Below are 21,177 nucleotides of genomic sequence, written 5' to 3'. Positions count from 1 at the left end.
GATAATTTTGAACAGCCTTTTTAAGTAACAAAGTGTTAAACCTGCAAAATTTTTAAAAAGTTTTAGAGTGTGTTGGCTGGATTGTTTTTGTTATGGATGTTTATTTTTTGTTGCAAAATAATGTAGGCTTAACGCATACTAAAGTTGTTTTTTTACCTATTTTATTAAAAAACAATTTCCATAATCGTAATAATAAAACTCGCGCTGTAAGTTTATTAACTATACTCATTTTAAATATATGAACTAAGAGCAGGAATTTGTTGATGCACTGCACTTTTTTAAAGTGCGTAGCAACATAAAAGTACCTAGATGCATGGTGAAGTATGAATACTGCAAAACTAAAACAATTGTTATCTCACCAGCAGGATATATTATCTAAAATCGCGTTAGGCATTGCCTTAGACGATATTTTACAAGATATTTGTTTAGCTATAGAGCAAGTTATTGAAGACAGCTCTGCAAGATGCTCAATACTGTCTTTAACAGGTAATCAGTTATTTCATCGTGCTGCCCCAAATATTGACGATGAATATTTAAAGGCAATTAATGGTGTGTTTATAGGCCCGAATGTGGGGGCTTGTGGCACCGCGGCTTATAAAAATGAGCGAGTTATTGTGCAAAATATTGACCTTTCGCCCTTGTGGGAAGGTTACAAAGATTTAGCGCACAGCTACGGTTTATATTCTTGTTGGTCAACCCCGATTATTTCAACCACCAGTGAAATATTAGGCACTTTTGCTATTTACCACGGCGCCCCTAAAGCGCCTACACAGCAAGATTTAGAACTCATTGACTATTTTGTACACTTTTCTAGCATAGCACTTGAAAAAAGCGCAGAGTCGCTCAAAGCTAGGCAGCTAGTGGCAGACCTGCAAAAAAGTAATGAAAAATTTAAAGCATTTACGCAAGTGATGCCCGATCTTATTTTGATTTTGAACGAAGAGGGCGTCTATACCGATATTTACGGTACCTCGAGTGACTTATTACTTGAATCGCCCACCGACTTAATTGGTCAAAATGTACAAGATTTATTCCCAATTAAAGATGCCGACATGATCATGGGGATTATTAAAAAAACCATTCGCACCAATGAAATGCAAATATTTGAGTACGATTTATCAGTGCCCAAAGGCCACATAACCTTTGAAGGAAGAGCGGCTGCACTTAATAACTACCAGCCAGAAAAACCAGAACTTAAGCACGTAGTGTGGATGGCAAGAGATGTAACCCTTCGCAAAAAAGCCGAGCAAGAAGTTCAACGGCTTGCGTTTTTTGATCCACTAACAGGGCTCCCTAATAGACGAATGCTCAGCGACAGCCTAGCAAAGTGTGTAGAGCGTATTAAACGTACCAAAAAAACGGGCGCATTGCTGTTTTTAGATGTTGATAACTTCAAAAGAATAAATGATTCATTAGGGCACGGCGCCGGAGATCAAGTATTAATAGAATTAGCAAAACGCTTAGGTGGCGTAATACGATCATCTGATACTTTAGCTAGAGTGGGCGGTGATGAATTTATTATTTTACTCGAATACATTGGCGAGCATAACCACCAAGCCTGTATTGAATCCGAAATAGTCGCTAAAAAAGTACAAGGCGTGTTTAATGATAAGTTTGCAATAGGAGAGCTGGCATTTCAAGTTAGTTGCAGTATAGGTATTTGTTTAATTAACGAAGAGCACACAGCCACCGATAACATATTAAAATTTGCAGATACTGCCATGTACCGCTCTAAGGCAAAAGGTGGCAATAGCTGCAGCTTTTATGACCCTAAACTGCAAACTTTACTCGAAAACCAAGCCGAATTAGAAACGGATATTGTAAGAGCAATCGCAAATAACGAATTTTGTGCGTATTTTCAGCCGCAAATTAGTATGCAAGGAAAGTTAGTAGGTGCAGAAGCCCTCATAAGGTGGATACGCCCTAATAAAGGGATTATTGCGCCTAATCAGTTTGTTCCTATTGCAGAGCAATATGGTCTTATTCAAAAACTGCAAAACATAGTGCTTCGCAATATATGCAGCCTTATTAATCAACTTAATGAAAAAAACATGATAGATGAGCACTTTAGTGTATCTATAAATATTAGTCATATACAGTTTAATTCTGCGCAGCTTACCCGTGAGCTATGCTCTACAATTAAAGAGTTCAACATAAAGCCGCAGCATATTAAACTTGAGATCACCGAAACCATGCTATCGGGCGATATTGACAGCACAATAAAGCAAATGACGGAGCTACAAGAACAAGGTTTTGTGTTTTCTATAGACGACTTTGGCACAGGGTATTCTTGTTTAGCCCATTTAAATGCTTTCCCCGTACAGGAAATAAAAATTGATAAAAGCTTTATCGATAAGATTTTAGATAAAGGCAAAGGCTTTAATATTGTTAATACGATTATAAGCCTAGGCAAAAGTTTAGACATTACCGTTGTTGCTGAAGGTGTAGAGCAAGAGGCGCAATTTGAGTTACTAAACTTGCTCAATGCAGATTGCATACAAGGCTATTTAGTCGCAAAACCTATGAACGCCAGTAATTATATTAAGTGGCACGCCCATCAATTAAAAAAGCAAAGCCTAAGTGCTTAGCAGGCTGTGCGTCGTTTTTGTAAATTAAGCTTACGTTTTAATAAAGCTATTTTTACCTTCTTAAAACATTTTGTTTAAACAACACTAGGAACACGCGTATTAAGTATATATTATGAAGCCACTATAACGATTCAAAATAATAAAATGGACGACAAGAGATGCAGTTAGTCGAATTAACCCCTAAGGATCCTGATGTAGTTAATGTGTTTGCAGATATAGATAGACTGATAAACTCCTTATACCCCGTGGCTACAGCCCAATCTCTCAAATTAGAAGAATTAAGCAAAGACAACGTTTACGCAATTGGTTTAAAAAACGAAGATGGCATTATTGCCTGCGGCGCTATTGTTAAGCAAAATGACGGCGCGCTATATGGCGAAATAAGGCGTTTATACGTAAAACCAAGTTACCGTGGTAGAGGTTTTTCAAGACGCATAATGCAAAACCTACTGCATTACGCCGGCGAAACAAAAATTCCACTTATCCGATTAGAAACAGGCCCAAAGCAAACCGAATCAATTAGTTTATATGAAGATTTAGGTTTTGCGCGCTGTGCAAGCTTTGGCTCGTATCAAGATAACCCACAAAGTGTATTTATGGAGCTTGCCCTGAGCCCTGAGCCAGAATAAATAAGCTATTTACTACTGTGTGCCTATAGCTGACTCTGTAGGCGCAAAAAATACTTCACTGTTTTTCACTGCTATCTTCGTATAAAATTCGCCACGTATATTTAATACCTGTGCACAGTAATACTTAATGATTTTAAGAGGCAAAACCTGGCTATAAACAAGCTTTTTTGCTTCAAAATAAATTACTTGATTAAGCAAACGGGTATAAACCTTTATTTAGCACTTCATAAGTGAGAATTTTATCTTTTTTAAAAGTAGCCCAAAACCAATGAGCGATTTAACAGTAGTAACCCACAGTGGTAATTTCCATGCCGATGACGTGTTTAGTATTGCGGTACTTAAGCATGTATTGCCTGCCTTTAACTTGGTACGAACCCGCGATAAAGCAGTAATAGAAAGTGCCGATATTGTTGTTGATGTAGGTGGTGAATACAACCCTGACACAGGACGCTTTGATCATCACCAACGCGGCGGCGCAGGCGAGCGCGAAAATGGCACGCCATACTCGTCATTTGGCTTAATTTGGAAAAAGTATGGTTTAGCGCTGTGTGATAATAACCAAGCGGTGGCTGATAGAGTTGACGCTGGTTTAGTCTCTACAATTGATGCCATAGATTGTGGCTACGTTAAAGGTGTGGTTGAGGGCATAACGCTTAGCCAAACGCTTTCTATGTTTAATCCAACATGGGAAGAGGAAGGCAACTTTGATGAATGCTTTGATGAAGCCGTTGAGTTTGCAGCGCGTCTATTAACCCGTTTTATTGCCTCAGCAAAAGGAAGTATTAACGCCAAAGATATTGTTGCAAAAGCAATAAAAGAGGCAAAAGATCCCCGCGTGATTATTTTAGAAAAATACACACCGTGGAAAAAAACAGTACACCATTTATCAAGCGACGCTTTATTTATGGTTTACCCTTCGCAAAACGGCCAATGGATTATTCAAACTGTACCAGTAGAGCCCGGCTCGTTTGAAGACAGAAAGTCACTGCCTAAAGCGTGGGCTGGTTTATCTGATGAAGAGTTCCAAGCTGAAACAGGCTTAGACGACGCTGTATTTTGCCACAATGGTTTATTTATAGCCGGTACTAAATCGTTCGAAAGTACAATGAAGCTGGCCGACGTGGCCCTAGCTGAGTAATCTGTTTTACTTAAATATGGGTAAAAATTTCTTACCCAGAATTCGCACTATTTTAGCTAAGTAACTAGTTTGCAGTTACTTAGCTTTATTATGCTCTCGTTATTTAAATCACGTCAGGTTTTATGTTTGAAGTAAAAACTATCGCGCTATTTATTATTACCGCACTGGCAGAAATTATTGGCTGTTACTTACCTTATCTTTGGCTTAAAGAAGATAAATCCATATTCCTTTTAATACCTGCAGCAATCAGTTTAGCACTATTCGCGTGGTTGCTAACGTTACACCCCGCAGCCGCTGGACGTGTGTATGCCGCGTATGGCGGTGTGTACATATGCGTGGCTTTACTGTGGTTATGGGCTGTTGATGGCGTAAAGCTTACAATGTGGGATGTAGTGGGCGGGGCGGTTGCCTTACTGGGCATGGCTATTATTATTTTTGCACCTAAAAGCGCTTAAAAAGTACGCCATATTAAAGGTAAAAAACGCCTTACATGCCACTGTTAACGCATATATCGCGCAATTAAATTGCCAACTACTTTTTTATAAGTAAGCGTTAAAGCTGGATTATCTATTAAGCTTGTTTGTACAACATGCCCAGTATATAAGCCATAAAACTCATACGCAAAAATGCTCGGCTCTTTGTCTTGGCAAAAGTAGCCTTGTGCTTGGCAGTTAACTGCAAGTTTAGTGAGGTAGTTAATCATTTTTAAGTGTTGGTCTTGCATAAACTGCCTTACCAAACAGTTGGGGCTTGCTTTAAACTCTACCGATGCTTTAATGAGCGGGCAACTTGCCTGCTTACCAGGCGATACCGTATCTAAAAAATTGAGCCACTCAAGCCAGCGTTGCTGAAAATTATTTAAATGAATTAACGCATCTTCATCAACAGATATATCAACAACCTGTTTTCTAAACTCTTCTTCGGTGTAGGCCAAAATAGCCACTTGCATATCTTCTTTATTGGCAAAGTGTGAGATCACCCCAGTACGCGACATGTTAGTCACTGCCGCTATTTTTCCTATCGACAAGCTATATAAACCATGTGCAGCCGCATAGGCCATTCCTTTGTGCAAAATATTGCGTTTAGTGCTCTCACTTTTTTTCATCGTTAATCCATAAAGCGTGTTATTTGGTCGTACACGTATTGGCTTTTTAAAATGCGCACGTGTCCCAGCTCTTGTGTGGTCACAAGTGTTGCGGGTGTGTTCTCAGTTAATAATTTTATTGCCTCAAAGCTTGCCACTGAGTCATTTTTATCATGAATAAACAACATGTTTTCGTTAATTTTATTTTTTGAATGATCAGGGTGAAGGTTTTGCCAGCTAATACCATATTTATCCGACACCTTATTAAGCATATTTTCTAGCATGAGCTCAGAAATACCCACTTGCCTGACCTTAGCAAACATGGCTTCAAATATTTGTGCAGGGGCAGAGATCATCACAATTTTTTTATTCTCTAAATAATGAGGCGCTAAGTTTAACAAAGCAACACCGCCCATAGAGTGTGTCACGACTCTATTAATTGTAATATTTTGCCCATTAAAGTACTCAAAAGCCGCTGTTAGCCCCTGCATATACCCGTATAAGTGCGAGGTATTGCCGTGCGAATAGCCATGGCCTATGTGATCAATTGAGTAAACATTAAAGCCTTTTTCAAGCAATTCATCTATTAAAGCAGTAAACCGATTAGTGCTATCGGCCCAGCCATGAGATAAAAATACCGTTTTAGTGTTTTCGGCTTGGCTAAAATAGTACAGGTTTACAGCGCCAAGCTCGGTAGTAAGTTTAATATTAATTGGCTGTATACATGTTCTAAATTCGTATTGGCGTCGGCTATGCGGATTACAAAATACCTTCATGGCAAGGCGGGCACTGAGTTTAGGAAATGTTTTGGTCAGACCAAAAGTGGCAGCCTTTGTTATTTTAGAAAATTTAGGTGGCTTGTTTTGATTAAAATAAATTTGTTTCATGTTTATACCAAATAAGTACAGTTGTTCTATTTTATCTTAAAAAAGTACAGCTGTACTTATTTTTTTAGCCGTATAACTAGCTTGCTTTACTAAAGGCGGTTGGCTGTAAAGCTAAGGTGTAGGTGTTTTTTCTCTCAACACTAAAAATCACTCGTTACGAGTAAAAATACTTGTTGGACTTAAAAGTCTATTTTTCTTTTAATGCGCGCACTTGGCCGAACCGGCATTCATTAAATACAAGAGAAAGATAAATGAAAGAGACAACATCACTAGAACAAGCTCGCACGAGTTACAATGTTCGTCATTGGAGCCAAGGTTTTTTTGGTATTAATGATCAAGGTGATGTGTATGTTGCGCCAAAGGCTCACGCCCCAGAGCAAACTATTGCACTTACAGATATTGCAAAACAACTTCAAGAAAAAGGCTTAAGCTTGCCAGCTTTAGTGCGTTTTCCACAAATTTTACATCATCGTGTGCACAGTTTATGTGGCGCGTTTAATACCGCGATTGAAAACTATGGTTATCCAAAAGATTACCTATTAGTTTACCCAATTAAAGTAAACCAACAACGCGAAGTGGTTGAAGAAATAGTAGCAAGCCAAGCCGAATTAGAAAAAAAACAATTAGGCCTTGAGGCGGGCAGCAAACCAGAGCTATTAACTGTTTTGGCAATGGCAGAAAAAACCAGTGCAGTAATTGTATGTAATGGCTACAAAGACAAAGAATATGTGCGCTTAGCACTGATTGGCGAAAAGCTAGGCCACAAAGTATACATAGTGCTTGAAAAACTCTCTGAGCTCGACATGGTACTTAGCCAAGCAAAAGCGCTAAATGTTAAACCACGTATTGGTATTCGCGTTCGTTTAGCATCGCAAGGCAAAGGTAAGTGGCAAGCAAGTGGCGGTGAAAAATCAAAATTTGGTTTATCAGCGTCGCAAGTTTTGCATGTAGTTAATCGTTTAAAAGACGCTGGCCAACTTGATTTAATGCAACTTGTGCATTTTCACTTAGGCTCGCAAATGGCAAACATTCGTGATGTGCGTTTAGGTGTAAGCGAGGCCGCGCGTTTTTACTGTGAGCTACGCAAATTAGGTGCAAGCATTGAGTGCTTAGATGTAGGGGGCGGTTTAGCTATTGATTACGATGGTACCCGCAGCCAATCACATAATTCAATGAACTACAGCTTAGCTGAGTATGCAAATAATATTGTGTACACCATAGGTGATACCTGTAAGCAGTACGCACAGCCCATGCCGACGATTATTTCTGAGTCGGGGCGTGCACTAACGGCGCACCATGCGGTGCTTATATCAAATGTTATAGGCACAGAAAGCTACACGCCAGAAGAGTTAGTAGCGCCAGCAGCAGATGCACCGCTTTTATTAAATAATATGTGGGCATCGTTTGTGCAGTTAACCGATTTAACGGATGACCGCGCACTGATTGAAATTTACCACGACAGCCAAGGGGATTTAGCTGAGGCGCATAACCAGTTTGCACTTGGACTTTTAGATTTAACGCAGCGTGCGTGGGCAGAGCAAGTTAACTTACGTATTTGTTATGAGCTTAACAAACACATGGATAACAAAAACCGTTTTCATCGCCCGATTATTGATGAGTTGAACGCACGTTTAGCCGATAAATTTTTTGTAAACTTTTCGCTTTTTCAATCGCTTCCTGATGCGTGGGGGATTGATCAAGTGTTTCCGGTATTGCCATTAAGTGGTTTAACCGAAGCACCAAAAAAACGTGCTGTATTACTTGATATTACCTGTGATTCAGACGGCGCACTTGAGCACTATGTTGATGGCCAAGGCATTGAAAGCACATTACCCGTGCCTGAGTACAGTGCTGATAAACCTTACTTAATGGGCTTTTTCTTAGTGGGTGCGTACCAAGAAATTTTAGGTGATATGCACAATTTATTTGGCGATACGCACAGCGCTATTATCAATATGGATGAGCAAGGCGTTGCCAGTATTAGTGAAATAAACCAAGGCGATACCGTAGCCGATATGATGCGCTATGTACATTTAGATGTTGAGAGCTTTCAACATTCGTACGCGCAGTTAGTGTCTGCAAAAATAGATAAAAATGAACAGCAAAGCGTTTTAGACGAGTTGCAAAGCGGCCTTAATGGCTACACTTATTTAGAAGAGTTATAAGCAATGTCTAGCTTGTTTGGTCATGTTGACCACTCATTGTATTCAAACGGGATGACGTTTTTACGTCGTCCTATGGTGCAAAACATTAATGCCATTAATGCAGATGTCGTTGTACTAGGCTTACCCTTTGACTTAGCAACATCGGGCCGCCCCGGTGCTCGCTTAGGGCCCGACGCCATTCGCAGAGCGTCGGTACATTTAGCCTGGGAAGACACTAAATACCCGTGGACATTTCCTTTATTTGAGCGTTTAACGGTTGCTGATGCGGGGGACTTTACTTATCCGGTAGGCGATCCTGAGTATTTTACGGCACAGCTAGAAATGGCCGCAGAGCAAATACTTCGCCAAGGGGCAACGCTGTTAGGCCTTGGTGGCGATCACTTTGTAACGCTTCCGCTATTGCGCGCGCATGCAAAGATTCATGGCAAAATGGCACTGGTTCATTTTGATGCGCACACTGATACATACAGCAATGGCTCACGTTTTGATCACGGTACTATGTTTTATCACGCACCCATGGAAGGGCTGATTGATGTAGAGCACAGTATACAAATTGGTATTCGCACCGACTTTGACCAATCAAAGCATGAGTTTGCAGTGATTGATGCAATGCAAGCTAACGATTTGCATGCTAATGAAATAGCAGCGCAAATACGCAAGCGAGTAGGCGACTTACCCGTTTACTTAACGTTTGATATAGATTGCTTAGACCCTGCATTTGCACCAGGTACAGGCACACCTGTATGCGGTGGATTAACATCAGATAAAGTGCTTAAAATACTGCGCGCACTCAAAGGCATAAATATGGTGGGTATGGATGTGGTAGAAGTATCACCTTCGTACGACCAAAGTGAGCTTACCGCGATTGCTGCAGCAACAATTGCCAGTGAATTATTGCACCTGTGGACACATAAAAATAAGTATTAACGCTATAAGTTAAACACTACAAAAAGGTATGCACTGGCATACCTTTTTTATTTTAAAGATACCTATTATTTAGTAATTTCTTTTAACCAAATAAAACTTAAGCCAATAAGCGGCAGGTTAGTGGTTACTGGGTTAAATGCTTCAATGAGTAATGGTGGCTGCATTACTACAACCGCTAACAAAAGCCCTACAAGGGCTAAAACATTTAAAATAACGATGTGCTTATTTTTATAAAACACTAATAAGCACACTCCAAATATAATTTCGCCAATACCCGCAGAACGTGTAATTAAGTCAGACACTTCTGCTGAAAAACCCGCACTACCAGTCATTAGTTTTTCAAGCGGGGCAATATGATAAAGCTTTGGAAAAAAGCCGTGAATGATACTAACCCAAATAACTATTTGAACAATTTAACGTACTAAATCAATTACTAACGTCGTTAAAAAATCTCTATTTAGAACCACTAAACAAAAAATTTTTTGCCTAGTTAATAAATGATTTATTTATCGTTAAAATAGCTCCTATAGTTAATCGAATTAGTATACCCAACTTAAACTCACTATGTAGCGAGCAATTTGTATATAACCGCGGTTATTTCCTCGCATTGTCTATTCGTTCTTGTGCACTTGGGTGGCTAGATAAATATTCGAGCAAATTATTTACCTTTTCAAGGTGTTCGTTTTCGCTGGTGTGCGCACCTTGTAATGCTTTAATGGCATCGGCAAAGTCGTTGCTTGAATACCCTAAGTTTTCAAGTTGAATGAGCGCATAGCTATCTGCCTCGCGCTCCATATCACGAGAAAACCCTTGCTGTGCAAAAGATGCCCCCGTTCCAAGTACCACTTCTGCTATGCCTTCTAAATCGCCAAATATAACCGCAAGTACAATGGTACTGGCTGCCGATTGCGCGGTCATGCGTACGCTATGCTGGTGGACTACATGGCCAATTTCGTGAAGTAATACGGCTTTTAATGCGTTGGGTTTATCGGCTAATAAATTTGCTAACTCATCGGTCACGACAATACGCCCGTGGGGCATTGCAAACGCATTCGCTCCAAAGGCCTCTGATTTATAAAACGATAACCTATAAACCGATGGCTCAAGCGAGAGCGCATTAAGCATGGTATTAAAGTGTTGTTGTACTTTAGTTTGTTGCTCATTAGGCAGCTCACTGTCATCAAGCGCGAGCTTTTCAATTAGGGTAAAGCTTTGTTCACCCATTTGCTCTACTACACTTCGCGGCAGAGTATCAACACTGTAAACAGCAATAGCGGGCACAACTTTATAAAGCATTAACCACATAAAAAGCGGTGTAAAAATAACGGCCGCGATAATAGCCCATTTACTTTTTTCAAGGCGCTCTAGTAGGTCATGCTTATTTGCTTTAAAAGGCCAGCGATAATTTACATCAGTAGGAATAAAGCGGCTGCCATCATTAAAATTTAGTTCATCAGCAAGCCCAGCTAGGCCAGAGGTGAGTGTTATATCGCTTATTGCATGGCTTGAAATAAGCTGGTCATCGTAGCTAATCTCAACACAGGTGTCGCTAATGTTAGCGACACCTTGCTGGTAATTGCTTGATGCCTTGGGGAAGTAATGTCCCTGTACGTGCATAATAAGCTCTTAGGTTAGCGATAGGTCAATATCAAATACATTGGCTGCTTCTTCAGCAAACGATGACTGCTCTTGCTGCGCGGTATCCACTAAATTTAGCGCACTTGGGTAAATATTAACGGTTGTAACCTCGGCAAGCATTCTCGATGTACGCACTTTGGTCCACGGGTAGGCAAGCCCTAAAGAAAACACAATGGCCAGCATATTGGTTAATAGTAATATGGCAAAAGGAATAGGCTTAAGCTCTGATTTAAATGACGCTACTTCTTCAAATTGACTGTTATCAAAAATATGGTTACGAATAGCCGCAGCCCACACAGCGGTTACTATCGCAATCATAAATACGTAAGCAATCATTAATCCACCAAACATAATGCCCATTTTGGCTGGATCTTGTGCAGCTTGTTGGTTTTCTACATTCATTAAATCAAGCCCAAATAAGCCTAATACAGCCATAAATATCACCATAGTGATAGAGCTCACCACAAAGCAAATGAGGGCGGTTAAGTAGTAGGTTTCACCTTTAAGGTTTACGGTTAATGGCGTGTCACCGTAGCTAATATTGCTATGTATGTACGTGTCGATACGTTTTAAAACATACGGCATTAATAAATAAAGGGTAAAAATACTGGCAATAGGTAAAAGAATAAAGTTAATGAAGGCTTCGCCGTAATCGCCTTTAAATGCAAAACGTACATTTCGATGACGGGTCATACGCATATTAAAGCGCAGGCCTTGGTTAATAATCCACGGCATTAAAAAGATAAAAGCAACCGCAAATAATAAGCCTACAAGAGGAAAAAAGCTGCTACCAAAGGAGTAAATTAAAAATACAATAACCGCTAAAATACGGCCTTTTAAAATTTGCATCGGGGTGGCTAAGTAGTCAAAGCTGTGTCCGTCAATGCGGGTGTGACCATAAAAGTATCGCATTGTGCGCACTTTTGCCCAAGCCGAGTAAATACCTAAAGTAAGTACGCTCAGTAAAATATTGACTATCCAAATACCAAAAAACTCACCGCCTTTACCGCTAAACTGTACTTTGCCGCTAAAAATAGGGGCAGCAGGTTCACTTACTGCAGGGGTGGTTTCTGGGGGAGTAGGGTGTATTGATTCCATTAAAATTATATCCATGTTGTTTTTTTGTTAATTTACCTAAATTTGGTGCAAAGCTCAATCTTTAATAGCCTTACAGCCTACAATGGCGCTGCTTTTAATATATGTGGTGCTGCACTTTAAATCATCTCTGGTATACTAGGGCGATAATTTTATGGGGCTGTTATGATTTCAAAAAACCAACTCAAGCTTATTCGCCAACTTGGCCAAAAAAAGTACCGAAAGCAATATAATCAATACCTTGTACAAGGTGAAAAAAACGTACTTGAGTTGTTAAACAGCCCATTAAAGGCGGTTGATATATTTGCAACACAGGCGTTTATAAATACTCACCAAAACCAGTTTCCAGAAGTAGATTTTACGCCAGCAGAAGAAGAGTCGCTGACTAAAGCCAGTACCTTAGTGAGTAATAACGCGGCCATTGCAGTGGTTGATATGCCAAAGGCTGATTTACCTAATAATACCGGCTTAATATTGGCGCTTGATGGAGTTTCTGATCCGGGGAATTTAGGCACTATTATCAGAGTTGCCGACTGGTATGGCATTAAACATATAGTAACAAGTACCGACAGCGCCGATGCTTACAACCCTAAAACAATTAGCGCTACCATGGGTTCGTTTGTCAGAGTGTCGGTAAGCCAAGTAGAGCTACCTGAATACTTACAAACATTAAATATGCCTATTTATGGGGCATTTTTAGATGGGCAAAGCGTACATACAACTGATTTTAGCGCAAAGGGTGTATTGCTTATGGGCAGTGAGTCGCATGGCATACGCGAGCAGTGTGCAAAATTAGTAAGCGACAAAATAACCATACCGGCTTTTGGTGAGGCAGAGTCACTTAATGTGGCAATGGCCACAGGTATTATTTTAGATAACTTTAAACGCCAAGCTTAACTTTTTAACTGTTTATGAGTTAAATTGTTTGTAAGTAATAACAATAATAATCGGTAATAACAATAAGATGCGCTTAAGCACTATTAAATTAGCGGGCTTTAAATCGTTTGTAGAGCCCACTAAAATTCCATTTCCTGATCAAATGACGTGTGTTGTTGGGCCTAACGGCTGTGGCAAATCAAACGTGATTGACGCTGTGCGATGGGTGCTTGGTGAAAGCTCAGCTAAAAACTTACGTGGCGATGCCATGACCGATGTTATTTTTAATGGCTCAACTAATCGTAAACCAATCTCGCAAGCCTCAGTAGAGCTTATTTTTGATAACACCCAAGGTGATTTACCTAATACATTTGCCGACAGAAACCAAATAGCGATTAAGCGTTTAGTAACACGCGATGGCCAATCGCTGTACTTTTTAAATGGGAGCAAATGCCGTAAGCGCGATATTACCGATATATTTTTAGGCACCGGGCTTGGCCCGCGTAGTTACGCAATTATAGAGCAAGGGATGATCTCGCGTTTAATCGAGAGCAAACCTCAAGAGCTACGCGTATTTTTAGAAGAAGCCGCGGGGGTGTCTAAATACAAAGAACGCCGCCGCGAAACGCAAACCCGAATTAAAAGTACCCGCGAAAACCTTGAGCGTTTACTTGATGTGCGTAAAGAATTACAAGCGCAACTAGATAAACTGGCTGTGCAGTCGGTTGATGCGAAAAAATACCGCGATTTAAAAGCGCAAGAGCGTACCTTAAAAGGCCAAGTAGCTGTATTAAAATGGCAAAAGCTGCATCAACAACAGCTTGAAAAAAGTGAACAAATCAAAAAGCTTAATGAGCAAATCGCCTTTTTTAAAACGGCCCACTCAGGCCACGACGATGTGCTTGCAAGCCTAGAGGCTCAAGTAAATGCAGAGCAAGATGCGCTTAACTATGCGCAGCATCAGCAACACGTTACCCACACAGAGTTGACCCGCGCCGAACAACAACACATTAATATTAAACAGCAAACGCAAACACTTAAACAAAGTGTGGTTAAGCTTGAGCAGCGAAAGCTGCAAAGTGAAGCGCTAAAAACACAGCAGCAAAATGTGTGTGAGCAGTTAGCAGTGAGCCACCAAGAGATAAGCGAGTACAGTTTAGAGTGCAGCGAGCAAGTTGAAGAGCTTACCCTTACACTTGCAGATTTAGCTGATGAAAAAAATAAGCACACAAACGCATGGCAAAGCCTTAATCAACAACAACACGCGCTTAATAATAAAGTACAGGCGCAGCAAAGTAGTGTTAAGCAAACAGAGCAAGCCTTAACCCATGTAAACACACAGTTAAGCCAACTAAATAACCAAATTGATGATATTAAAAGTAGCCAATTAGAGCAGCAACTAGCCGAGCAACAAAAATACAAACAAACCCTAACTCAAGAGCTTGCCAGTAAGCAAACGGCGCAAACACACTGCACCGCAGCGCTTAAAGAGCAAACCGATTTAGTAAATGACGCTGAGCAACAGCATCAGCAAAGCTTACAGCACGTTAATGAGCTAAAAGCTCGCATTGCTGGGCTTAAAAGCAGTTTAGGGATTGAAGATGACAATAAGCAGCACACTTTATTTAATCAATTACAGGTAAAACCAGGGTTTGAACATATAGTTGAACAGGCACTGCAAACGCTTGAGCACCTAAACGTAGCTGATGTGCAAAGCAACAATAGTGTGTGGCCGCATAAAAGTGAAATACCAGTCAATAGCGTTGCGGCGTTAGTTACTGAGGGTGTTTATCCCGATTTACTGACCCGTATTGCGTACAGCGAAAACGCTGAACTCGCTGCGTTAAATGATACGTTTTATATTGCGGTTATGGATAAAAGCGGTGCTTTACATGCTCGAAACTGGCACCGTAGCGCAGACAAAAACGCCGAAAACTCACAACTTTTAAAACACACACAGTTAAAGCAAAAAACAGCGAGCTTAGTAGAGGCCGAAAATAGCCTCGCAAGGGATTTTGAGAAACTTAATGCGCTAAAAACACAGCAGCAAAAGCTGAGTGATGAGTTAGCAGTACTTAAAAATGCAATTCATCAATTAGCACAAAACATGGCCGTGGCCACTACGCGCAGCGACATGTTAAAAGAGCAAGTAGCACAATTTTTACAGCAACTAGAAAAGTACCAGCAACAAAAGCGTGCATTAACCACTGAGCAATCACAATTATTAAAAACGCGCGATGAGCACAACAGTGCGCTTGAAGTGTTACATCAACAGCAACGTAATTTAGCTGCCGAATTGGCAAGCGCCGACGCCGCTTGCACACGCAGTAATACTGCATACAGCCAAGCTGCAGCTACACTTGAGCAATATAAAACACAAGCGCATCAAGCCACGTTAAAAGAGCAAAAAGCACACAGTGAGTGGCAGCTTAGTCAAACAAAGCTTAATCATGCTGAGCAAGAGCTCATGAGTGCGCAAGAAGAAGCGCAAGAGCTGCAAGCGCAAATGGAAGCGTTGCTAATACCCGAGCAAGAGCTCACTGAGCAAATAGCACAGCTTTTAATAAAACATCAGCAGGGCGAAGCTAGCTTGGTTGCGTTACAAAAAAAGCTTAACGAGGCAAAGCAAACACTTATAAGTAAACAAGCCAGCCTTAAGCACTCTCAAGGTGAGCTGACAGGTTTGCAAGAACAACATCAAAAGCTAAGCATTGAAGAGCAAAGCCTAATTATAAAAGCGCAGGCAGCACTTGAGCCGCTTGAAGAATTAAAGCAAAGTTTAAAAAGTGTTTTAGATACACTACCTGATTCACTGAGTTTAAATGCAGCGCAAAATCAGATCAGTGGGCTTGTGCATCAATTAGATAAGCTAGGTCCAGTTAATTTAGCCGCAATAGATGAGTTTGAACAAGCTAAAGAGCGCAGTGATTATCTGAATAATCAACTTGAGGATTTAACCAAAGCGCTAAATACGCTTGAAGGGGCGATTCGTAAAATTGACAGCGAAACCAAAACACGCTTTAAAGCTACCTTCGATCAAGTGAACAACGACTTTGCCGAGCTATTTCCAAAAGTATTTGGTGGTGGTAGCGCGTATTTAGAATTAACCAGTGACGATTTACTCGAAAGTGGTGTTAGTATAATGGCACAGCCACCAGGTAAGAAAAATTCGACAATTCATCTGTTAAGTGGTGGAGAAAAAGCGCTGAGCGCATTATCATTGGTGTTTTCTATATTCAGGCTCAATCCAGCTCCATTCTGTATGCTGGATGAAGTAGATGCTCCGCTTGATGATGCTAACGTGGTACGTTTTTGCCGTTTGGTTGAAGAAATGTCACAATCGGTGCAGTTTATTTATATTAGTCATAATAAAATTGCGATGGAAATGGCAGGGCGTTTAACTGGCGTTACCATGGCAGAGCCAGGCGTATCACGCATGGTAGCAGTAGATATAGAACAAGCAGTGCAACTTGCACATACATAACAGTTTATTTAAGCGTATTAGTGTTAATTAATACACGGGTTTAGGCATAACAAATAATAAAAGGTGAGGGGATGGCCGAAGAACTAAGATTGGTTTTAATTGTGATCAGTGTACTTGTCATAGGTGGCTTATTAGTACATGGTTTATGGTCAGTTAGAAAAAAAGACAGCCCAGAGGTAGCGCCTTCAGAGCGGGTTGAACCAATGCAAGACACACCTTCGCATACACCAGTTGAACCTAAAGAGCCGGTTGTTGCCCAGCGAGATGAGCCGCAATTTGGTGAGCTAAACTTTGATGCAAACGAGCCGCAAATAGATACTAGCGTGGCGCAAACACCCATTGAAGACGACCTGCAAGTAGTTCAAGAGCCAGAGCTAGAACCAGAGCCAGAGAGCGAAAAAGAAGCGCCAGCAGATGTGTCTGACTTTGTTATTGTGCATATTCAAATGCCTGAGGGGCTAAGCATGCAAGGCAGTAAGTTATTGCCTGCAGTAAATACCTTAGGATTTAAATATTCAGAAGAAGGCTTTTTTAATCGCCACATAGACCCTGCAGGGCAAGGTCCAGTGTTATTTAGATTAGTAAATATGTATAACCCAGGTACGTTTGATATTGATAATATGGAACAGTTTAGCACCGCAGGGGTTAGCTTATTTATGACTTTACCTTGTGAAGGCGACGGGCTAGCTGCTTTTAATATGTTACATAGCGCAGCTAAGAAAATTGCCGATGAATTTGGTGCACAAATTTTAGATGCCGAGCGTGAAGAAATGACCGTTGAGCGCGTTCGTCAATATGTTGAGCAGGTTCGTGCATTTTCTGCGTAATTTATACGCACACATTATTTTTATTAAGCCACTTACCTAAAAGTGGCTTTTTTTATGTTTTTTGAGGTTTAAATGTCTAGCAGCATTAGTGAGCAAATTAATCATCTTCGTAGTACGTTAGAGCAACACAACTACAATTATTATGTCCTTGATACACCCAGTATTCCTGATGCAGAATACGACAGACTATTGCGCGAGTTAAGCGCCCTTGAAAGAGAAAACCCAGAATTTTTAACGCCTGACTCACCCACTCAAAAGGTCGGAGGCGCTGCGCTGAGTAAATTTGAACAAGTTGCTCACCAAGTGCCTATGCTATCGCTTGATAACGCCTTTAGTGAAGAAGAATTTAGCGCCTTTAACCGCCGTATTAAAGAGCGTTTAATGAGCCAAGATGAGCTCACTTTTTGTTGTGAGCCTAAGTTAGATGGCTTGGCTGTGTCGATTATTTACCGTGACGGCGTGCTTGTGCAGGCCGCAACTCGTGGCGATGGTTTTACTGGCGAGAATATCACACAAAATGTCAAAACAATCCGTAACGTGCCTCTTAAGCTGCGTGGCGATTACCCCGCAGAGCTTGAAGTACGTGGCGAAGTATTTATGGATAGCGCAGGGTTCGAAAAGCTAAACAGCGAAGCCGAAAAACGTGGCGAAAAAGTATTTGTAAATCCTCGAAATGCAGCCGCAGGTAGTCTACGCCAGCTTGATTCAAAAATTACTGCTAAGCGCCCGCTAATGTTTTATGCGTATAGCACAGGGCTGGTGGCCGATGGCTCAATCCCTGAGGATCACTACCAACAATTGGCAAAATTAACTGATTGGGGTTTACCGCTGTGCCCAGAAACAAGGTTAGTTGAAGGTACGCAAGCGGCTTTAGATTACTACAGTGATATTTTAACGCGCAGAAGCGAGCTTAAATATGAAATTGATGGTGTAGTAATTAAAATAAACCAAAAAGCCTTACAAGAGCGTTTAGGGTTTGTTGCACGTGCACCACGCTGGGCAATTGCTTATAAGTTTCCTGCGCAAGAAGAAATAACCCAGTTACTTGATGTAGAATTTCAGGTTGGTCGCACAGGTGCAGTAACGCCGGTAGCGCGTTTAGAGCCTGTATTTGTAGGCGGTGTTACGGTATCAAACGCAACGCTGCACAATGGCGATGAAATAGCCCGTTTAGGCGTAAAGGTAGGCGATACAGTAATTATACGCCGCGCCGGCGATGTTATTCCGCAAATTACACAAGTAGTACTTGAGCGCCGCCCAGATGATGCACGCGACATTGTATTTCCAGCCAGTTGCCCCATTTGTGACTCACACGTTGAAAAAGTAGAAGGCGAGGCCGTGGCTCGTTGTACCGGTGGCTTAGTGTGCCAAGCTCAGCGTAAACAAGCGATAAAGCATTTTGCATCACGCAAAGCGCTTGATATAGATGGCTTAGGCGACAAAATAGTTGATCAGCTGGTTGATAGAGAGCTGGTAAAAACCCCCGCAGATTTATTTATATTAAAACAAGGTCACTTTGAGTCACTTGAGCGTATGGGTCCTAAGTCGGCTAAAAACTTAGTGGATGCGCTTGAAGCTGCAAAGACAACTACGCTTGCAAAGTTTTTATATTCGCTGGGTATTCGTGAGGTTGGCGAGGCTACAGCGCAAAACTTAGCAAATCATTTTTTAACACTTGAAAAGGTAACCCAAACCAGTATTGAAAGCCTTACGCAAGTGAGTGATGTAGGGGTTATTGTAGCAACTCATGTTCGTGGCTTTTTTGATGAGCAACATAATGTAGATGTGGTTAATGCTTTAATTGAACAAGGCATTAATTGGCCAGCGCTAACGCCGCCTTCAGAGGATGAGCAACCCTTAGCTGGGCTAACCTATGTATTAACTGGCACTCTTAATACTTTAAACCGAAACGATGCTAAAGCACGCTTACAACAGTTAGGTGCAAAAGTAGCCGGTAGTGTGTCGGCTAAAACAGATGCATTGGTGGCGGGCGAAAAAGCCGGCTCTAAATTAACTAAAGCACAAGATTTAGGCATAGACATACTTAGCGAAGACGACTTAATTGCACTGTTTGATAAGTACAATGCTTAGGGTAATAAAATGAGCCGATATGGACCCGAGTACTGGGATAAATACGGAAGCTACCGTACGCCAATTGCATTTCATCTAAGTTTATTGGTGTTACTACGTGCGTATTTTATTTGGGTTATAGCGGCGCTGAGTCGTCGCCCTGAGCTTGATTTAATGTCGCTATTTTTTAAATCTAAAAACGATTTTTTTATCGCAATTTCGATTGGCGCTATTGCGATAGTGCCCACTTTTTTATTTTGCTTAAGACGCCCGCGCGACTCTCATCAACAAAGTGCGCGTTTAGCGATGGTGTGGCGCTACATGCGCTGGCCGTTACTGGTGTGCGCAATAACCGACTTAAGCTGGTTAACAATACAAGCTGCACATAGTCATTACAGGTTTTCACTGTTTTTAGCTGTGCAAATGGTGATTGTGTTTTGGGTAATGTGGTACTTGGCAAAGAGTCGTTATTTGCAGGTGTTTTTTAACGATTGGCCAGAGCCTACCGAAAAAGCAGATGATAAAAACGCTAAATAAAAGGGAGCTAAATGGATAACATTAATAAAAAAATTGCCATTGTAGTGCTTGGTATTGGCATTATTTTAGGCGCTTTGGTGTTGTTTACATCGTTAACTGATCATATTTGGTTTTCTGCCGTAATAGGATTATGGTTATTTGTGTTTTGTTCGTGTTGTTACAGGCTGACACCCGCCTTTAAAAAGCGCAATACGCTTGATAATTTTATTCAGCGCGATGCACAGCACTTAATGTTATTTAGCTTGGCAGGTTTTTTTGATAAAAAATTTGGCCCGCAATGGCTTGTTATTGGCAACATTGAACATATAGAAAGTAAGAACGATGAGCTTATTATTCATAGCAATAACGAGCGACAATTTAGTGTAAGTTTACCCGCACAAAAAAATGACATAGACGCCTACATGAAGCGCATACTTTCAGATCAAGAAAAGCAAACTATTCGCTTTAGTTAGGGGCTGTTGAACTTTGCGGATTAAAGTTTGTTCAAACTAGGGGCTATTTAATCGCGGCGCGAAGTTTGTAACCTAGTGGGCTAAGTAAAAGCTGAGCAACAAAGAGTAAAAAGCCCCTAGGAAGAACCCGTTGGGCAGCGCCTGTTTGGCATTAATGCTACGTTATCGCCCAATTATGGGGAATAACCACACTGCATAGGCTCTGCCTTGCCTAAATACCAAACAGACTGCTGCAAATTTAACCTTAAAAGATCAACAGACCCTAATCACTTATTAATACCGAAGGAGGCTATTATGCTTACTTGGAATGATGTTATAAATTTTGCCAATAATGGCAACCCTACGCCACGCGAAAAGGTTGTAAAAACAGACGCGCAATGGCAGGCAATGCTAAGTGATGAGCAATATTATGTGACACGTAAAAAGGGCACAGAACGCCCTCACAGCTCACAAAGTTGCACATTACTAGAACCGGGTAAATACGCGTGTGTATGCTGCGATAATTTACTTTTTGATGCCGATGAAAAGTTTGATAGCGGCACAGGCTGGCCATCATTCACGCAGCCTGCAACTGTCGATGCAATTGGTTATGTGAACGATTTAAGCCATGGTATGCAGCGCGTTGAAGTGGTGTGTAATGTGTGTGATGCGCACTTAGGGCATATTTTTCCTGATGGGCCAGCACCGTCGGGTTTGCGCTATTGTGTAAATGCCGCTGCAATGAAAAAGCTTTAATTATATAGTTAGCTTTCAATCAAGATAAACAGCTATTTTTAGCCG

17 protein-coding genes and 1 pseudogene are annotated in these 21,177 nt (G+C 41.0%); 13 read left to right on the top strand and 5 right to left on the bottom strand.

Annotated elements, in window-relative coordinates; all coding sequences use genetic code 11:
* Positions 1-323: 323 nt before the first annotated feature.
* From OIZ54_RS09215 to OIZ54_RS09200, 4 genes are all read left to right on the top strand, one after another.
* The gene (locus OIZ54_RS09215; protein ID WP_264390229.1) at positions 324-2,588 is read left to right on the top strand and encodes an EAL domain-containing protein; all 2,265 of its coding nucleotides are present in this window, start codon (positions 324-326) and stop codon (positions 2,586-2,588) included.
* Positions 2,589-2,746: 158 nt separating this feature from the next.
* Positions 2,747-3,217, top strand: a complete 471-nt coding sequence (locus OIZ54_RS09210) for a GNAT family N-acetyltransferase (RefSeq protein WP_004588851.1) — start codon at positions 2,747-2,749, stop codon at positions 3,215-3,217.
* Between the two features lie 268 nt (positions 3,218-3,485).
* Positions 3,486-4,355: an MYG1 family protein gene (locus OIZ54_RS09205; protein ID WP_138579189.1), complete on the top strand. Its 870-nt coding sequence runs from the start codon at positions 3,486-3,488 to the stop codon at positions 4,353-4,355.
* A gap of 122 nt (positions 4,356-4,477) precedes the next feature.
* Positions 4,478-4,810, top strand: a complete 333-nt coding sequence (locus OIZ54_RS09200) for a YnfA family protein (RefSeq protein ID WP_029772735.1) — start codon at positions 4,478-4,480, stop codon at positions 4,808-4,810.
* A 44-nt stretch (positions 4,811-4,854) separates the two neighbouring features.
* On the opposite strand, the gene OIZ54_RS09195 is transcribed toward OIZ54_RS09200, so the two are convergent.
* Both OIZ54_RS09195 and OIZ54_RS09190 read right to left on the bottom strand, forming a co-directional pair.
* Entirely contained in the window at positions 4,855-5,460 is a 606-nt protein-coding gene (locus OIZ54_RS09195) for a TetR/AcrR family transcriptional regulator (RefSeq protein ID WP_096041442.1), read from the bottom strand.
* A 2-nt stretch (positions 5,461-5,462) separates the two neighbouring features.
* Complete coding sequence (locus tag OIZ54_RS09190; RefSeq protein WP_096041443.1) at positions 5,463-6,326, bottom strand: alpha/beta hydrolase; 864 nt, start codon at positions 6,324-6,326, stop codon at positions 5,463-5,465.
* Between the two features lie 251 nt (positions 6,327-6,577).
* Here OIZ54_RS09190 and speA point away from each other — a divergent pair, with 251 nt between their 5' ends.
* Positions 6,578-8,491, top strand: coding sequence for a biosynthetic arginine decarboxylase (gene speA, locus OIZ54_RS09185; RefSeq protein ID WP_264390228.1), 1,914 nt, complete (start codon positions 6,578-6,580; stop codon positions 8,489-8,491).
* Between the two features lie 3 nt (positions 8,492-8,494).
* Positions 8,495-9,418 carry an agmatinase gene (gene speB, locus OIZ54_RS09180; protein ID WP_264390227.1) on the top strand — a complete coding sequence of 308 codons (924 nt, stop codon included), beginning with the start codon at positions 8,495-8,497 and terminating at the stop codon, positions 9,416-9,418.
* A gap of 52 nt (positions 9,419-9,470) precedes the next feature.
* On the opposite strand, the pseudogene OIZ54_RS09175 reads toward speB, so the two are convergent.
* The 3 genes and pseudogenes from OIZ54_RS09175 to OIZ54_RS09165 all read right to left on the bottom strand — a co-directional run bounded on the left by OIZ54_RS09175 (position 9,471) and on the right by OIZ54_RS09165 (position 12,154).
* A pseudogene (locus OIZ54_RS09175) lies at positions 9,471-9,831 on the bottom strand (DoxX-like family protein).
* Between the two features lie 181 nt (positions 9,832-10,012).
* Entirely contained in the window at positions 10,013-11,035 is a 1,023-nt protein-coding gene (locus OIZ54_RS09170; protein WP_264390225.1) for a M48 family metallopeptidase, read from the bottom strand.
* Positions 11,036-11,044: 9 nt separating this feature from the next.
* Positions 11,045-12,154: a YjgN family protein gene (locus OIZ54_RS09165; protein ID WP_264390224.1), complete on the bottom strand. Its 1,110-nt coding sequence runs from the start codon at positions 12,152-12,154 to the stop codon at positions 11,045-11,047.
* A 162-nt stretch (positions 12,155-12,316) separates the two neighbouring features.
* On the opposite strand from OIZ54_RS09165, the gene OIZ54_RS09160 reads away from it, so the two are divergent.
* The 7 genes from OIZ54_RS09160 to msrB all read left to right on the top strand — a co-directional run bounded on the left by OIZ54_RS09160 (position 12,317) and on the right by msrB (position 21,132).
* Positions 12,317-13,048 carry an RNA methyltransferase gene (locus OIZ54_RS09160; RefSeq protein WP_264390223.1) on the top strand — a complete coding sequence of 244 codons (732 nt, stop codon included), beginning with the start codon at positions 12,317-12,319 and terminating at the stop codon, positions 13,046-13,048.
* 67 nt (positions 13,049-13,115) lie between these two features.
* Positions 13,116-16,511 (top strand): chromosome segregation SMC family protein, encoded by a 3,396-nt coding sequence (locus tag OIZ54_RS09155; protein ID WP_264390222.1) that lies wholly within the window; start codon positions 13,116-13,118, stop codon positions 16,509-16,511.
* A 71-nt stretch (positions 16,512-16,582) separates the two neighbouring features.
* Entirely contained in the window at positions 16,583-17,338 is a 756-nt protein-coding gene (gene zipA / locus OIZ54_RS09150) for a cell division protein ZipA (RefSeq protein WP_004588864.1), read from the top strand.
* Between the two features lie 72 nt (positions 17,339-17,410).
* Positions 17,411-19,429, top strand: coding sequence for an NAD-dependent DNA ligase LigA (gene ligA / locus OIZ54_RS09145; RefSeq protein WP_264390221.1), 2,019 nt, complete (start codon positions 17,411-17,413; stop codon positions 19,427-19,429).
* A gap of 9 nt (positions 19,430-19,438) precedes the next feature.
* Positions 19,439-19,945, top strand: a complete 507-nt coding sequence (locus OIZ54_RS09140) for a DUF2919 domain-containing protein (protein ID WP_004588866.1) — start codon at positions 19,439-19,441, stop codon at positions 19,943-19,945.
* 11 nt (positions 19,946-19,956) lie between these two features.
* Positions 19,957-20,397, top strand: coding sequence for a hypothetical protein (locus OIZ54_RS09135; protein WP_004588867.1), 441 nt, complete (start codon positions 19,957-19,959; stop codon positions 20,395-20,397).
* 294 nt (positions 20,398-20,691) lie between these two features.
* The gene (msrB, locus tag OIZ54_RS09130; protein WP_004588868.1) at positions 20,692-21,132 is read left to right on the top strand and encodes a peptide-methionine (R)-S-oxide reductase MsrB; all 441 of its coding nucleotides are present in this window, start codon (positions 20,692-20,694) and stop codon (positions 21,130-21,132) included.
* The last annotated feature ends 45 nt before the right edge of the window (positions 21,133-21,177 follow it).

The organism is Pseudoalteromonas sp. A3 (assembly GCF_025942345.1).
In the GTDB taxonomy this organism is placed as follows: domain Bacteria; phylum Pseudomonadota; class Gammaproteobacteria; order Enterobacterales; family Alteromonadaceae; genus Pseudoalteromonas; species Pseudoalteromonas atlantica.
Note: the sequence above shows the minus strand (reverse complement) of the source record. Positions and strands in the feature narration are given on the sequence as shown.

Coding starts and splice junctions, on each gene's coding strand:
- OIZ54_RS09215 (WP_264390229.1), top strand. CDS start 324: ATGAATACTGCAAAACTAAAACAATTGTTATCTCACCAGCAGGATATA.
- OIZ54_RS09210 (WP_004588851.1), top strand. CDS start 2,747: ATGCAGTTAGTCGAATTAACCCCTAAGGATCCTGATGTAGTTAATGTG.
- OIZ54_RS09205 (WP_138579189.1), top strand. CDS start 3,486: ATGAGCGATTTAACAGTAGTAACCCACAGTGGTAATTTCCATGCCGAT.
- OIZ54_RS09200 (WP_029772735.1), top strand. CDS start 4,478: ATGTTTGAAGTAAAAACTATCGCGCTATTTATTATTACCGCACTGGCA.
- OIZ54_RS09195 (WP_096041442.1), bottom strand. CDS start 5,460: ATGAAAAAAAGTGAGAGCACTAAACGCAATATTTTGCACAAAGGAATG.
- OIZ54_RS09190 (WP_096041443.1), bottom strand. CDS start 6,326: ATGAAACAAATTTATTTTAATCAAAACAAGCCACCTAAATTTTCTAAA.
- speA (WP_264390228.1), top strand. CDS start 6,578: ATGAAAGAGACAACATCACTAGAACAAGCTCGCACGAGTTACAATGTT.
- speB (WP_264390227.1), top strand. CDS start 8,495: ATGTCTAGCTTGTTTGGTCATGTTGACCACTCATTGTATTCAAACGGG.
- OIZ54_RS09170 (WP_264390225.1), bottom strand. CDS start 11,035: ATGCACGTACAGGGACATTACTTCCCCAAGGCATCAAGCAATTACCAG.
- OIZ54_RS09165 (WP_264390224.1), bottom strand. CDS start 12,154: ATGGAATCAATACACCCTACTCCCCCAGAAACCACCCCTGCAGTAAGT.
- OIZ54_RS09160 (WP_264390223.1), top strand. CDS start 12,317: ATGATTTCAAAAAACCAACTCAAGCTTATTCGCCAACTTGGCCAAAAA.
- OIZ54_RS09155 (WP_264390222.1), top strand. CDS start 13,116: ATGCGCTTAAGCACTATTAAATTAGCGGGCTTTAAATCGTTTGTAGAG.
- zipA (WP_004588864.1), top strand. CDS start 16,583: ATGGCCGAAGAACTAAGATTGGTTTTAATTGTGATCAGTGTACTTGTC.
- ligA (WP_264390221.1), top strand. CDS start 17,411: ATGTCTAGCAGCATTAGTGAGCAAATTAATCATCTTCGTAGTACGTTA.
- OIZ54_RS09140 (WP_004588866.1), top strand. CDS start 19,439: ATGAGCCGATATGGACCCGAGTACTGGGATAAATACGGAAGCTACCGT.
- OIZ54_RS09135 (WP_004588867.1), top strand. CDS start 19,957: ATGGATAACATTAATAAAAAAATTGCCATTGTAGTGCTTGGTATTGGC.
- msrB (WP_004588868.1), top strand. CDS start 20,692: ATGCTTACTTGGAATGATGTTATAAATTTTGCCAATAATGGCAACCCT.